17 protein-coding genes and 1 other RNA gene are annotated in these 13,947 nt (G+C 63.7%); 12 read left to right on the top strand and 6 right to left on the bottom strand.

Annotated features, from left to right (window positions below; all coding sequences use genetic code 11):
* Positions 1–54 precede the first annotated feature (54 nt).
* Genes ACO06F_RS00520 through ACO06F_RS00500 form a run of 5 tightly spaced genes read right to left on the bottom strand, consistent with a single transcriptional unit; the run spans position 55 to position 3,104 of the window.
* The gene (locus tag ACO06F_RS00520) at positions 55–549 is read right to left on the bottom strand and encodes a dihydrofolate reductase (protein ID WP_421694753.1); all 495 of its coding nucleotides are present in this window, start codon (positions 547–549) and stop codon (positions 55–57) included.
* On the bottom strand, positions 546–1,022 hold the full coding sequence (locus ACO06F_RS00515) for a GNAT family N-acetyltransferase (RefSeq protein WP_421694752.1): 477 nt from the start codon (positions 1,020–1,022) through the stop codon (positions 546–548). The genes ACO06F_RS00520 and ACO06F_RS00515 overlap by 4 nt, the downstream gene beginning before the upstream one ends.
* Positions 1,019–1,495 (bottom strand): GNAT family N-acetyltransferase, encoded by a 477-nt coding sequence (locus ACO06F_RS00510; protein ID WP_421694751.1) that lies wholly within the window; start codon positions 1,493–1,495, stop codon positions 1,019–1,021. The genes ACO06F_RS00515 and ACO06F_RS00510 overlap by 4 nt, the downstream gene beginning before the upstream one ends.
* Positions 1,492–2,307 (bottom strand): CPBP family intramembrane glutamic endopeptidase, encoded by an 816-nt coding sequence (locus tag ACO06F_RS00505; RefSeq protein WP_421694750.1) that lies wholly within the window; start codon positions 2,305–2,307, stop codon positions 1,492–1,494. The genes ACO06F_RS00510 and ACO06F_RS00505 overlap by 4 nt, the downstream gene beginning before the upstream one ends.
* A gap of 2 nt (positions 2,308–2,309) precedes the next feature.
* Complete coding sequence (locus tag ACO06F_RS00500; protein ID WP_421694749.1) at positions 2,310–3,104, bottom strand: thymidylate synthase; 795 nt, start codon at positions 3,102–3,104, stop codon at positions 2,310–2,312.
* A 61-nt stretch (positions 3,105–3,165) separates the two neighbouring features.
* Here ACO06F_RS00500 and ssrA point away from each other — a divergent pair.
* The 9 genes from ssrA to ACO06F_RS00455 all read left to right on the top strand — a co-directional run bounded on the left by ssrA (position 3,166) and on the right by ACO06F_RS00455 (position 10,756).
* Positions 3,166–3,528, top strand: a transfer-messenger RNA (tmRNA) gene (gene ssrA / locus ACO06F_RS00495).
* Between the two features lie 73 nt (positions 3,529–3,601).
* A complete protein-coding gene (locus ACO06F_RS00490; protein WP_421694748.1) occupies positions 3,602–3,784 on the top strand; it encodes a type II toxin-antitoxin system HicA family toxin in 183 nt (60 codons plus the stop codon).
* An 11-nt stretch (positions 3,785–3,795) separates the two neighbouring features.
* Positions 3,796–4,188, top strand: a complete 393-nt coding sequence (locus ACO06F_RS00485; RefSeq protein WP_421694747.1) for a type II toxin-antitoxin system HicB family antitoxin — start codon at positions 3,796–3,798, stop codon at positions 4,186–4,188.
* A gap of 125 nt (positions 4,189–4,313) precedes the next feature.
* The gene (locus ACO06F_RS00480) at positions 4,314–4,835 is read left to right on the top strand and encodes an SspB family protein (protein WP_421694746.1); all 522 of its coding nucleotides are present in this window, start codon (positions 4,314–4,316) and stop codon (positions 4,833–4,835) included.
* Between the two features lie 8 nt (positions 4,836–4,843).
* Positions 4,844–5,788, top strand: coding sequence for a penicillin-insensitive murein endopeptidase (mepA, locus tag ACO06F_RS00475; protein ID WP_421694745.1), 945 nt, complete (start codon positions 4,844–4,846; stop codon positions 5,786–5,788).
* Between the two features lie 44 nt (positions 5,789–5,832).
* A complete protein-coding gene (locus ACO06F_RS00470) occupies positions 5,833–7,719 on the top strand; it encodes a potassium transporter Kup (protein ID WP_421694744.1) in 1,887 nt (628 codons plus the stop codon).
* Between the two features lie 22 nt (positions 7,720–7,741).
* Entirely contained in the window at positions 7,742–8,674 is a 933-nt protein-coding gene (locus ACO06F_RS00465) for a CehA/McbA family metallohydrolase (protein ID WP_421694743.1), read from the top strand.
* Positions 8,675–8,778: 104 nt separating this feature from the next.
* A complete protein-coding gene (locus ACO06F_RS00460) occupies positions 8,779–9,573 on the top strand; it encodes an SDR family NAD(P)-dependent oxidoreductase (RefSeq protein WP_421694742.1) in 795 nt (264 codons plus the stop codon).
* A gap of 4 nt (positions 9,574–9,577) precedes the next feature.
* The gene (locus tag ACO06F_RS00455) at positions 9,578–10,756 is read left to right on the top strand and encodes an MFS transporter (protein ID WP_421694741.1); all 1,179 of its coding nucleotides are present in this window, start codon (positions 9,578–9,580) and stop codon (positions 10,754–10,756) included.
* On the opposite strand, the gene ACO06F_RS00450 is transcribed toward ACO06F_RS00455, so the two are convergent.
* Positions 10,706–11,890: an MFS transporter gene (locus tag ACO06F_RS00450; protein WP_421694740.1), complete on the bottom strand. Its 1,185-nt coding sequence runs from the start codon at positions 11,888–11,890 to the stop codon at positions 10,706–10,708. The genes ACO06F_RS00455 and ACO06F_RS00450 overlap by 51 nt on opposite strands.
* Before the next feature lie 96 nt (positions 11,891–11,986).
* Here ACO06F_RS00450 and fumC point away from each other — a divergent pair, with 96 nt between their 5' ends.
* From fumC to ACO06F_RS00435, 3 genes are all read left to right on the top strand, one after another.
* The gene (gene fumC, locus ACO06F_RS00445; protein ID WP_421694739.1) at positions 11,987–13,375 is read left to right on the top strand and encodes a class II fumarate hydratase; all 1,389 of its coding nucleotides are present in this window, start codon (positions 11,987–11,989) and stop codon (positions 13,373–13,375) included.
* Positions 13,376–13,552 (top strand): DUF4169 family protein, encoded by a 177-nt coding sequence (locus ACO06F_RS00440; RefSeq protein WP_421694738.1) that lies wholly within the window; start codon positions 13,376–13,378, stop codon positions 13,550–13,552.
* A 173-nt stretch (positions 13,553–13,725) separates the two neighbouring features.
* Entirely contained in the window at positions 13,726–13,944 is a 219-nt protein-coding gene (locus tag ACO06F_RS00435) for a ribbon-helix-helix domain-containing protein (protein ID WP_421694737.1), read from the top strand.
* Positions 13,945–13,947 lie beyond the last annotated feature (3 nt).

The raw sequence follows: 13,947 nt of genomic DNA, 5'->3' as shown, positions 1-13,947 counted from the left end.
CAATCGCAACGATATAGGTACGCAGGCGAAAAATGTCCACCGCACTGGAAAGACTTAATTTTTTGTCATGCGGTCCAGCGTGCGGAGAATGAAGCCCGCGCTGTCTCTTTCGCCCTTGGCATGGACCTCGCGCCCCATCTCCCGCCATTCGCCTGGGACGAGTTCGGGAAAGCGCGTGTCGCCCTCGACGACGAGGTCCACCTCGGTGAGGTAAAGGCGGTCCACAAGGGGCCAGAACAGCCGGTAGATTTCACCGCCGCCGATGACGGCCACCTCCGGCGCGCCCGCGCAGAGCGCCAGCGCATCCTCCACAGTTCCTGCCACCTCCGCCCCTTCGGCGCTGAAGCTCTTGGCCCGGGTGAGGACGATGTTGCGGCGGCCGGGCAGCGGCTTTCGCGGCAGGCTGTCCCAGGTCTTGCGGCCCATCACCACGGGTTTTCCCATGGTGATTTCCTTGAAGCGCTTGAGGTCTGACGAGATGTGCCAGGGAAGGCCCCCCTCACGCCCGATCACCCCATTGCGCGAGACCGCGACCACGAAGGAAATCATGCGCCCAGCCTTTGGAGTGCTTCGCCCGACAGCTTGCAAAAGCAATTGTCAGCTTCGACCGTGGCGCCTGCGGCCTCATAGAAGCGGCGCGCATCCGTGTTCCAGCCCATCATCAGCCATGAGACGGCGGCCGCCCTGCGGGAGACGGCGAGCCGGGCCACGGCCTTGAGCAGGGCCTGGCCGATGCCCTTCCGGCGGAAATCCGGCAGCACGGAGATATCCTCCATGTAGAGCGTCTCGCGGCCCTGGAAGGTGGAATAGCTGCGCTGCCAGGTGGCGCAGCCGGCGGGCGCCCCGTCCCAAAAGGCGAGGAGCGCGCCGTTGTTTGCGTGGGGGTCGGCAAGGAAGCGCTCGTAATCCGCAGGGGTGGCGGCAAAACCCTCTTCATAGCCATGGTGAACCACAAGGGCGTGCACCATGGTGTGAAGGATGGCGCCGTCTCCGGCGGCTGCGGCTCGGATGGTGATCGTCATCGGGCCAACTCCTCCAGCTCAGGGCCTGACACGCGGAAAACCGTCCATTCATCCATGGGCTTTGCCCCCATCGCGCGGTAGACCTCGATTGCGGGCTGGTTCCAGTCCAGCACCCACCATTGGAAGCGCGGCAGGCCTTCGGCCACGCAGCGGCGCGCCAGGGTCTTGATGAGCGCCTTGCCGATGCCCTTCCCGCGCAGATGCGCCTCCACGAACAGATCTTCGAGATAGATCCCGGCCTTCCCCTCGAAGCTCGAGAAATTATAGAACCACAGGGCGAAGCCCGCGGGCTCCCCGTTCCAGAAGGCGAGCGCGCAGTGGCAGCGGGGCGTGGGCCCGAACAGGGCGGCGGCGACATCCTCTTCTCTGGCGGTCACCTCATCGAGCTTTTCTTCATACTGGGCGAGCTTGCGGATGAAGGCGGTGATGAGCCCCTCCTCCCCCGGCACGGCCTCTCTGATGTCGAGAGTCATGTTCCGCCTCCGAGATTGGCGAGAATGAGAAGTGCATAGGTGCCGTTCCACGCGCCGTGGCAGGCCATGGTGACCCAGATACTGCCGAAGCGGAACATCATCCAGCCAAAGATCAGCCCCATGACGAAGATGAGCGTGATCGAGAGCCACGGCTCCGTGACATGGAGCAACGCCCAGAGCGCCGCCGTCACCACGGTGGTGCCGGACGCGCCGAGCCTGGTTGTGGAAAGCGCCGTGAACAGCTGCCCGCGGAAAATCAGTTCCTCCGCAATGGGCGCGCCGAGGGCGATCGATGGGAACACGAGCAGGAACAGCCGCGGCTCATTGGCAATGTCGAACATCGCTTCCTTCACCAGCCCGGCGGAGCCCGTGCGCGGCGACTGCCCGTTGGGGCCTGGCGTATACTGGGAAAGATCGACGCCCAGTGCCAGCACGATGGCCATGATCGAGAGATACATGATGACCATGAAGCCGAGCACGAGCACCAGCCAGCCCAGCGCCGTGAAGCGCGGCAGGCGCATGTTCAGCACCTGCGCGCGGACACCGCCGCGGAAGCCTGCCAGCCACCACGCAGCTGCGGCCACCATGAGCGAGGCCGGAAAGATGATGACGAGGTTCGCCTTCACCAGATCCCGCGTGTTGCCAAGGTCCGCCCCGGTGAACAGCATCAGCGCCGTGGCCAGAACGATTTGAAAAAGCTGGTGCAGCCCCAGCAGGCCTACCGCCACGCAGACGGCATAGATCAGGCCTGCCGGGTTTTCAGGCTGCAGCAGCCGGCGGAACCAGCCGCCCTCAAGATCATCGCCCAGCATGCTCATACGGCGATGGGCGCTGGAATGTTCGGGTGAGCCTCATATCCTTCGATCTCGAAGTCCTCGAAGCGGAAATCGGCAATGTCCTTCACGTCCCGCTTGATGTTGAGGCGGGGCAGCGGCAGAGGCTGCCGCTTGAGTTGCAGCTCCGCTTGATCGAGGTGGTTGAGATAGAGATGCGCATCACCCAGGCCGTGAACGAAATCGCCGGGCTTCAGCCCCGTCACATGCGCGACCATGTGGGTCAGGAGCGCATAGGAGGCGATGTTGAAGGGAACCCCTAAGAAGATATCGGCCGAGCGCTGGTAAAGCTGGCAGGAGAGCTTGCCGTCCGCCACGTAGAACTGGAACAGGCAGTGGCAGGGGGGCAGCGCCATCCGGTCCACATCCGCCGGGTTCCAGGCGGTGACGATCAGGCGGCGCGAATCCGGGCTTTTGCGGATGCGGGCGATGACATCGGCCAGCTGGTCGATGGTGGAGCCGTCGCGCGCGGGCCAGGAGCGCCATTGCGCCCCGTAGACCGGCCCCAGATCGCCCTTCTCATCCGCCCACTCGTCCCAGATGGTGACGTTGTTGTCATGGAGATAGCCGATGTTGGTCTCGCCCCGGATGAACCACAGAAGCTCATGGATGATCGAGCGCAGATGCAATTTCTTGGTGGTGACCAGGGGGAAGCCCTGGGCGAGGTCGAACCGCATCTGCCAGCCGAAGACGGAGCGCGTGCCGGTTCCCGTCCGGTCCTGCTTCAGGTGGCCGTGCTCGCGCACATGGGCCATGAGATCGAGATATTGCTTCATGGGGCGGACGTTAGACGATTCCGGCGCGCGAAACAAAGACCCCGCCCGGCGTGGCGAAGTTTCCCTTTCCTTCCGCGGCTCCAATTCCTATATTCCACCCCGTCACGCCCAAAAGGCATGACTATGGTGATAAACGGTAATCGTAATAAGCCTTTCGGACCCGGGGGCAGTACCCGGCGCCTCCACCACCGACCGCCGCAGGCGGCGGCCGGTGATGGGGGCGAAATAGGATCGACGAGGGTGTAAAGGGTTGCTTTTTGCCCGTGATGGTACCGACGTTATCGGGCTAAACATATAGTTGCCAACGACAACTATGCTCCGGTCGCAGTGGCTGCTTAACGCAGCCTGAGCAACCGAACTCAAGTCCTTGGGCTTAGCCGTTCAAGGCGGGGTCCGCCGGCACCTGGCAACAGAAGCCGGCACTTTCATTTATCTCGCGGACCCTCGGAAATGCGCAAAATGTTGCGCATGGACGCACTATCGTCTATGTAGTCTCCATGGAGCGGGACAGCAGGAAGATCATCCAGCGGCTCACGGATGAGGGTTTTGAGCTGATCGGCATTCGAGGCTCCCACCACAAGTTCCGCAAGGCTGGGAAGACGATCATCGTTCCCCATCCGAAGAAGGATTTGCCCACGGGCACCGCCCGCGCCATCGCGAAGGACGCGGGCTGGATTTGAAGGAGAGCACCATGCAGTATTTCATTGCCGTCGTTCACAAGGATGAAGGATCGAGCTTCGGGGTTTCATTCCCTGACGTGCCCGGAGTCTTTTCGGCCGCAGACGATATGGCAGGCCTCATTCCACATGCGGCGGAAGCTCTTGCCCTTTTTGCCGAGGACGACACGCTGCCCGAGCCACGTTCGCTTGACGCGCTCAGGCGCGATCCGGCGGTGGCGGCGGAGCTATTGGAGGGGGCCTTTCTGGTGGCCGTTCCCGTCATCGAGAACGACGGCCGGATCGTTCGCATCAATGTGAGCATGGAGAGCGGAATGGTGAAGGCGATCGATGCCGCAGCCAGTGCGCGCAATCTGACCCGGTCCGCTTTTTTGGCGCAAGCCGCACGCCACGAGATCGAGCGCTAACTTTCCCGAACCTCCCCTGCGGCAAGGGCACAAAGCTGTGCCGGACGGCGGGGATGACTTTGCCTCCGCAGCGAGGCTATGCTAGGCGGGCGAAGACTGATGTGAATGAAACGCCGGATTCCCGCATGCCAGAAGACTTGATGCGCTATGACCTGCTTGCCCAGAATGCCCTCAAGGGGGTCGTCCGGGAGGCGCTGCGCATTGCGGAGGGGCCGGGGCTGCCCGGAGAGCACCATTTCTATATCGCGTTCAACACGCGCCATCCGGGGGTGCAGATTTCCGAGAAGCTGTTGCAGCGCTACCCGCGCGAGATGACCATCGTGCTGCAGCACCAGTACTGGAACCTGCGGGTGATGGAAGACCGCTTCGAGGTGGAGCTTTCCTTCGACAATGTGCCCGAACATCTGATCGTGCCATTCGATGCGGTGAAGGGCTTCCTGGACCCGGCGGTGCAGTTCGGCCTGCAGTTCGAAACCCAGGCGGCCGAGCGCCGGCCGCGCGAGGTGGAGCAGCCGAGGCCTGCCCCCGCAAGGCTCGAAACGGACGCAGAACCGGCCGAATCCGCGCCCGAGGCCGCAGCGGAGGAAAAGCCCACGCAAGATGATGCGGCGAAGGTCGTGTCGCTCGATCAATTTCGCAAGAAGTGAGGGTTTCGATGTTCAGGCATGTGCTGCTCGCCGTGGCGCTGGCCACCGCAACTGCCGGAATGGGTGTGGCCTGGTCCCAGTCCGCCTCAGACATGCGGGGCCTGGCGGCCATGACCGACAAGGAGCTGATGAAGCTTCCGGCCAAGAAAGTGTTCGGCAGCATCAAGAGCCCCACCACCACGATGAAGCCGCGCGCCATTGGCTTTTATGCCAAGGGCTGCATGGCAGGCGGAACCGCCCTGCCGATCAACGGCCCGGCCTGGCAGGTGATGCGCCTGACCCGCAACCGGAACTGGGGCCAGCCGCAGCTCGTGGCCCTGGTCGAAAGGCTGGCAACGGAGGCCAAGGCCAAGGACGGCTGGAACGGCCTGCTGGTGGGTGACATGTCCATGCCGCGCGGCGGGCCCATGCCTTCGGGCCATGCGAGCCACCAGGTGGGGCTTGATGCCGATGTGTGGCTGACCCCCATGCCGGACCGCATCCTCACGGCCAAGGAGCGCGAGGAGATCCAGGCGACCGTCGTCGTCAAGGACCGCAAGACCATCGACAAATCTGTGTGGACGGAGGCCCATATGCGGCTTCTCAAGCGGGCCGCCTCCTACCCGGAGGTAGAGCGCATTTTCGTGCATCCGCCAATCAAGGCAGAGCTGTGCAAATGGGCCACGGGAGACCGTTCCTGGCTGTCCAAGGTCCGGCCCTATTACGGGCACAACTACCACTTCCACATCCGCATCGGCTGCCCGCAAGGCTCGCCCACCTGCAAGTCCCAGCCGGAGCCCCACCCCAAGGACGGAACCGGCTGTGGCGAGGAGCTGAGCTATTGGCTGGGGAACGCACCCTGGCAGCGGATCGACCACCCGCCGCCGCCGCCCACCAAGCCCGTGAAGCCGGCCCCGCCCTTGACACTGGCATCGCTTCCTGCTGAATGCCGCGCCGTCGTGACGGCCGAATAGCCGCCGAGGAATAGACAAGGGGCAGCGCCACAGCGCGCGCATCCATGCAACAAGATAACGCTGAGCCGTCCCGCTCCGGAAAAGCTCCCATCAAGCTTGCGTTTGCCTCGCTGGGGGTCGTGTTCGGAGACATCGGCACGAGCCCGCTCTATGCGATGCGCGAGGCGCTTCACCCGGTCGTCTCCCATGGCGGCGACCTGCGGGAGGCGGTGCTGGGCGTCGCCTCCCTCCTGCTCTGGGCGCTGATCCTTATCGTCACCGTGAAATATGTGTTCTTCCTGATGCGGGCGGACAACCGCGGCGAAGGCGGCATTCTGTCTCTCGTGGTGCTGGTTGAAACGCAATTGCGCAAGAAGGGCGGCTTCGTGCTGGCCCTCGGCATCATTGGTGCGGCCTTCTTCTTTGGCGATGCGATGATTACGCCTGCCATGTCCGTGCTCTCGGCCGTCGAAGGGCTGAAGGTGGTGCACCCGGGCTTCGAGCCCTATGTGGTGCCGCTCACGCTGGCGATCCTGATTTCGCTGTTCCTGTTCCAGTACAAGGGAACGTCCGGCGTCGCCTCCCTCTTCGCGCCCATCACCACTGTCTGGTTCCTGGTGCTGGGCATCATGGGCATCGTGCACATCACCGACGACCTTGAAATCTTCCGCGCCTTCAACCCGGCCCACGGCATCGCCATGCTGGTGGAGCGGCCGGGCCTCGCACTTCTCGTCTTCGGTGGCGTGTTCCTGGCCGTCACCGGTGGCGAAGCGCTTTATGCGGATATGGGCCATTTTGGTGCGAAGCCCATCAGGCTCGCCTGGCTGGCCGTGGTCTTCCCCGGACTGTTCCTCAACTACCTGGGCCAGGGCGCCTTCATCATTTCGCACCCCGAGGCCGTGTCTAACCCCTTCTTCCTTATGGTCGAGGGCTGGCTGGTGATCCCCCTCGTGCTTCTGGCAACCGCGGTGACCGTGATCGCCTCGCAGGCGGTGATCACCGGTGCCTTTTCGATTGCGCAGCAGGCCATGTCACTGGGGCTGTTCCCGCGCATGGGCATCACCCACACCAGCGAAACCGAGCAGGGCCAGATCTATGTGGGCCAGATCAACTGGATGATCCTGGTGGGAGTCGTCATCCTGGTTCTGGTGTTCCAGTCCTCCAGCAATCTGGCCTCGGCCTATGGCATTGCCGTCAACACCTCGATGCTGGTCGATACGATCCTCGCCTCGATCTTCTTCTGGAAATCGCGCAACCTGCCGCGGTCCATCGTGATCCCGGCGCTCGCCATCATCTTCGTGATCGAGGCGACATTCCTGGCGGCGAATGGCCTGAAGCTCGCGAATGGCGGCTATGTGCCAGTGCTGCTGGGTGCGGCCATCATCCTGCTGATGGTGACCTGGATGCGGGGCCGCCAGGCACTGTCCGACAAGCTGAAGAAGGAATCGGTCGAACTCGTGCCGCTGCTCGAAAGCCTGGAACGGCGCCAGCCCACGCGCGTGGCAGGTGCTGCCGTGTTCCTGCAGACGGACCCGCTCTATGCGCCGAGTGCGCTGATGCATAACTTAAAGCACAACCGTGTGCTGCATGACCGGCTGGTCTTCATCACCGCGGAGACGACGAGCCAGCCGCGGCTTGAAGGCGAGGACCGGGTGCGGGTGAAGCAGCTTCCCTTGGGAGCATGGCTGGTCGAGGCGCGCTTCGGCTATATGGAGCAGCCGGACGTTCCCAAGGCACTCAGGGCCTGCGCGCCCTTTGGCCTCGAGATCGACCCGCGACATGCGTCATATTTCCTTGGCCGGCGGGTGATACGCATGTCGGCGCGGTCGTCTCTGCCCTATTGGCAGCAGCGGCTGTTCATCATGATGGCGAACCAATCCTCCCGCGCCATCGAGTTCTTCCGCATCCCGCCTGACCGCGTCGTCGAGCTCGGCATGCAGATGAGCGTCTGACCACCAGCAACAGGAACACGGCATGACACTGCTTAGCCCCTTCTCCGCACCGGGCCGCTTCTGGCGCGGCAATCTGCACACCCACTCCACCCTCTCCGACGGCGTGCTGGAGCCCAAGGCCGTGGTCGAGGCCTATCGCAATGCCGGCTATGACTTCATGCAGCTCTCCGAGCATTTCATCGGCAATTTCGATTTCCCCATCGCCGACACCCGTGGCTTCCGCTCCAACAATTTCACCACGCTGATCGGGGCCGAGCTGCACGCGCCGGAAACGAGCGCGGGCGAGCTCTGGCACATTGTCGCCGCAGGCCTGCCGCTGGATTTTCCGCGGAACCTTGATGGCGAGACAGGTGCTCACGTCTCCGCACGTGCCAAGGAGGCCGGCGCCTTCATCGGCATCGCACATCCCGCCTGGTCCCAGCTGACGATCGAGGACGGCCGCGCCATTGAAAGCGCTCATGCGGTTGAAGTCTACAATCATGGCTGCGCCATCGAGAATGACCGCGGCGACGGCTGGTATTTGATGGACCAGCTTCTGAACGAAGGCCGCCGCCTGACCGCCTTCGCCACGGATGATGCGCACTTCCAGTCGCAAGATCATTTCGGCGGATGGGTCCATGTGAAGGCAGAAAGCCTGGACCCCGAAGCGCTGCTGAACAGCCTGAAGCAGGGACTTTACTATTCGAGCATGGGTCCGCAAATCCACGGGATCGAGATCGAGGGCAATGAGATCGCGATTTCCTGCTCGCCGGTGGACACGATCACGGTTGTGTGCGGCACCTCGCGCAGTGCAGTACGGACGGGCCGTGCCATCACCGAAGCGAGCCTGGATCTCGCCAAGCTCGCAAAGGGCTGGCTGATGCGCAAGCAGAGCCCCTGGTTCCGCGTGACCGTCATCGACAGTGCGGGACATCGCGCCTGGAGCAATCCGATCTGGTGGGATGAGCTGCGCTAACGCTGCTCGCCTGTCACAAGCACCGCCGTCATCCCGGCGCAGGCCGGGATGACGGATTTTCGGCTATAGAGAGAATCAAGTCTGGCGAAATACAGGAGCAGGTCTTGGCAGGTGTCTCATCCTATTCGAAAATCTTCAGCCTCGAGGGCCGCACTGCCATTGTGACGGGTGGGTCCCGCGGGATCGGGAAGGCGCTGGCGGAGGGGCTGGCGGCGCATGGGGCGGACGTGGCGATTGTCGTCAAATCAACCGTCGCGCGCGCCGAGGAGCTGGCGGCGGACATTCGCGCGAGCGGCCGCCGCGCACTGGTGATCAAGGCCGATGTCGCGGATGAAGCCGATGTCGAACGCATGGCGCAGGAGGTGACGGCGCAATGGGGGCGGATCGACATTCTCGTCAACAATGCCGGCATCGTCCTGCCTGCCCGCGCTGAAGAAAGTTCGCTCGACACCTGGCGGCAAACCATGGCGGTGAACCTTGACGGCGTGTTCCTTGCCTCGCAAGCGGTGGGCCGGCAGATGATCAAGCAGAAATCGGGCTCCATCATCAACATCGGCTCGATGTCCGGCCGCATCGTCAACTGGCCGTTCCGGCATGCGGCCTATAATGTCTCGAAGGCGGGCGTGCACATGCTGACGAAATGCCTGGCAACCGAATGGGCGGAGTTCAACATCCGCGTCAACGCGCTGGCGCCGGGCTATATCCGCACCGAACTGACGGAAGAGGTGCTGCGCGAACACCCCGATGTGGTCAACAATGTCTGGGCCAAGGGTGCCGTTCAGAACCGCATCGGATCGGTGGAGGAACTTGTCGGTGCTGCTGTTTATCTTGCGTCCGATGCCGCGAGCTTCACCACGGGTGAGGTGATCACCATCGATGGCGGCCTGACGCTGCGCTGACATCTTGCCGCTCTGGCTCATCATCTGCGGATTGGGCGTTACCCAGATCATTGGCTGGGGCACCACTTACTATGTGCTGGGCGCACTCTCGCAGGATATCGCCGCATCGACGGGCTGGCCGCAGACGCTGATCTTCGGCGCCTTCTCCGCCGCGCTGCTGCTGAGCGGGCTGATCTCCCGCCGGGGCGGACGGCTGGTTGACCAGCTGGGCGGGCGCAAGGTGATGATGGCAGGATCCGTCTGCGCTGCCGGGGGCCTGATGTTGATGGGCCTCTTGCCCCACCCCGTGAGCTATGTTCTGGGCTGGCTGGTGCTGGGCCTTGCCATGCGCTTTGCGACCTATGATGCGGCCTTTGCGAGCCTTACGCAGATTGTAGGAACGGGTGCGCGCCGCGCCATCTCCTATCTGACGCTGTTCGGCGGCCTCGCCTCCACCGTGTTCTGGCCTGTTGGACATTACCTGGCACTCGGCATTGGCTGGGCCAATACGCTGCTGGTCTATGCCGCGCTCAACCTGTTCATCTGCCTGCCGATCCACTGGGCGGTGCTGCGCGGCGCGCGGGGCGACAGGTCTCATGAGGATATCCACAGCGACGCAACGGCGCCGCTGGCTGACCATCACCGCTTCAAGGCGATGGCGCTGTTTGCGGCAGCCCTCGCGCTGAACGGCCTGGTCTTCTCATCGATCTCGGCCCATGCCGTGCCGCTCTTCGCTGGCCTGGGCTTTCGCGGCGATGAGGCGGTGTTCATGGCAGCCTTGATCGGGCCTTCGCAAGTGGCAAGCAGGCTGGGCGAGATCGTGATGGGACGGCGGCTGACCCCCATGCAATTGGGGTTAATCGCCTTCGGGCTGTTGCCGATGGCAATCGGGCTCTTTGCGCTCATGGGTTTTTCCTGGGGCGCGGCATTGGTGTTCGCGGTGCTTTATGGCGCCTCGAACGGGCTCGTCACCATCGCCAAGGGCGCGGTGCCGCTCATGCTGTTCGGGCCGAAGGGTTATGGCGAGGTTCTGGGCATCGTCTCCGCGCCCAATCTGGTTTTGAATGCATCAGCCCCCCTGCTCTTCGCGCTGCTGCTCTCGGCGGTGACCCCACAGGCTGCACTTCTCGTGGCCGGAGGCTCCGCCTTGGCCTCAACCCTGTTCATGCTCTGGCTGGCCAGGCTTCACCCACGGCAGGCCTAGCAGGCTGAGCACCGCGAAGCCTCCTCCTGCGATGAAGGTGGCGGCAGGGCCGTAGCCGTCCCACAGGAGGCCCGCCAGCACGCTGCCCGCAAGCAGCGCCAGCCCGCTTGCCAGGTTGAAAATGCCAAACGCCGTGCCCCGCAGTGCCTTGGGCGCGGTATCGGCAACCATGGTGGAAAGGACCCCTTGCGTGAGGCCCATATGGAGGCCCCAGAGGGCGACACCCGCCATCATGACGGCGATGCCGCCGCCGAAGGCCAGCACGAGATCCGCCGCCACCAGCACGAGAAACCCCGCTGCCAGAAGGCCGCGCCGCCCCACCCTGTCTGACAGGACGCCGGCCGGATAGGAGGAAAGCGCATAGACCAGGCTCATGACCACCATCACCAGCGGCACATAGGCGGTGGCGAGGCCCGCATCAGACGCTTTGAGGACGAGGAAGGCCTCGGAGAAACGCGCCAGCATCATCACCGCGCCCAGTGCCGTCACCTGCCAGAAGGCGGGGCTGAGGGAGCGGACGGTGCGGAGATCGAAGCCCGGTTTGCGCGCGGGCCTTTCACGCTGCGGCGGCTCCTCGACGCCGAAGGCCAAGCAGGCGACGGCAAGGACGGCGGGAATGCAGGCAATCCACATCACGCTGCGCAGATCGAACAGGAACACCGACATGAGGATGATGGCAATCAGCGGCCCCGCAACGGCACCCATCGTATCGAGCGACTGGCGGAGGCCGAAGGCGGCGCCGCGGAGTTCCGGCGGGGCGATATCCGCCACCAGCGCGTCCCGCGGGGCGCCGCGGATGCCCTTGCCCACCCGGTCCGCAAAGCGGGCGGTGAAGACGGTGGTAAGGGTGGTGGCCAATGGAAACAGCGGTTTCACCACGGCTGCCATGCCATAGCCCAGAAGCGCCAGGCCCTTGCGGCTGCCCCAGCGGTCACTCAGCACGCCGGAGAACAGCTTGGTGATCTGTGCCGTTGCCTCCGCCAGGCCTTCAAGCAGGCCCAGCAGTGCGGCGGATGCGCCCAGCGTTCCCACCACGAACAATGGCAGGATAGCGTGGATCATCTCGGAGGAGACGTCCATGAACAGGCTGACGAGCCCGAGCATCCAGATGCCACGGGGCAGTTTGGGGCGCATGCCTGGTCAACTTCCGTCTGACTGGCGGGAGGGGGTGTGAAGTGATAATCAGCCGCCCGGTACCATTCCGCAAGACCCCCGAATTCCGAGGACGCCATGACCAAGACCCGCACCGAGACGGACAGCTTTGGCCCCATCGAGGTGGACGCCACGAAGTATTGGGGCGCGCAGGCGCAGCGTTCGATCGGCAATTTCAAGATCGGCTGGGAGAGACAGCCGCTTCCCGTGGTGCGCGCGCTCGGCATCGTGAAGCGTGCGGCGGCGGAAACCAACATGGCGCTGGGGCGCCTCGACAAGACCATCGGCGAGACCATCGTCAAGGCCGCGCAGGAAGTGATTGACGGCAAGCTCGATCAGCATTTCCCGCTCGTCGTCTGGCAGACGGGGTCTGGCACGCAATCCAACATGAACGCCAATGAGGTGATCTCGAACCGCGCGATCGAGATGCTGGGCGGCACCATGGGCTCCAAGAAGCCGGTGCACCCCAATGACCACGTGAACATGAGCCAATCGTCCAACGACACCTACCCGACCGCCATGCATATCGCGGCCGCCGAGGAAGTGGAGCACCGGCTGATCCCCGCGCTCCGCCACCTGCACAAGGCGCTGGACGAGAAGGCGAAGCAATGGGCCAACGTGATCAAGATCGGCCGCACCCATACGCAGGATGCAACACCCCTGACGCTCGGCCAGGAATTCTCCGGCTATGCCCAACAGGTGGAGAATGGCATCAAGCGCATCGAGATGACCATGCCGATGCTGATGGAACTCGCCCAGGGCGGCACGGCCGTGGGCACCGGCCTCAACGCGCCCCTGGGCTTTGCCGAGATGGTGGCGGAGCGGATCGCCGCGATCACCGGCATGCCCTTCACCTCCGCTCCAAATAAGTTCGAGGCGCTCGCTGCCCATGACGCGATGGTGATGACGCATGGCGCCATCAACACGGTTGCCGTCTCGCTGTTCAAGATCGCCAACGACATCCGGCTTCTGGGCTCAGGCCCGCGTTCGGGGCTCGGCGAATTGTCCTTGCCGGAGAACGAACCGGGCTCCTCCATCATGCCGGGAAAGGTGAATCCCACGCAGTGCGAGGCGCTGACCATGGTCTGCGTGCAGGTGTTCGGCAATCAGGCGGCCTTGAGCTTTGCCGGAAGCCAGGGCCACTTCGAACTCAACGTCTATAATCCGGTGATGGCCTATAACTTTCTCCAGTCAGTGCGCCTGATTTCGGATGCGTCTGTGAGCTTCACCGACAATTGCGTGGTGGGGATCGTGGCGCGCGAGGACAACATCAAGCGCTCGCTCGAAAACTCGCTGATGCTGGTGACCGCACTGGCCCCCAAATATGGCTATGACCGCGCCGCCAAGATCGCCAAGACCGCCCACAAAAACGGCACCACCTTGCGCGAGGAAGCGATCAAGGATGGCATTCCCGCCGATGATTTCGACCTGATCGTCAGGCCCGAGGACATGATCGGGCCGAAATGAATGGGTGACCTCCTCAGTCTCAAGCTCCACCGCAAGCGCAAGGCGCGCGCCGCGAAAGAAGAACACGCGCAGGACAACCGCGTGCAGTTCGGCCGCAGCAAACAGGAGCGCGTGCTGACGGAAGCGCTGAACGAAAGATTCGCGAGGGAGCTCGACGGCCAGAAGCGCGAGGAGTGAGCGGCATCTCTCCACACCGTCATTCCAGCGACGGCTGGAATCCCGCTGTTCTCGGGGCACGTGCTGATGCAAAGCGGGACCCCAGCCTTCGCTGGGGTGACGGGGGTTAGCAGGATGTCAATGAGACCGCCCAAAGATCTGATGCTGTTCCCGTTCACAACCGGCGGAGCCACATGGCCAAGGATCTGAAACGCTCACTCACCATTGCAGGCCACCGGACGTCGCTGTCCCTCGAGCCCGAGTTCTGGGAGGCGTTGCAGAAAGCCGCGGTGGCGCGAAACGTTTCGGCTGCAACGCTCGTCGCCACCATCGATCATGAGCGCGGCGCGCGGAACCTCTCGAGCGCTGTGCGCGTGTGGCTGCTGAGGGACGCCGGCCGCTCGGGGGACTGAGGG

This window comes from Aestuariivirga sp. (assembly GCF_965227715.1).
Taxonomy (GTDB): Bacteria; Pseudomonadota; Alphaproteobacteria; order Rhizobiales; family Aestuariivirgaceae; genus Aestuariivirga.
This window is presented reverse-complemented; position numbering and strand designations above follow the sequence as displayed.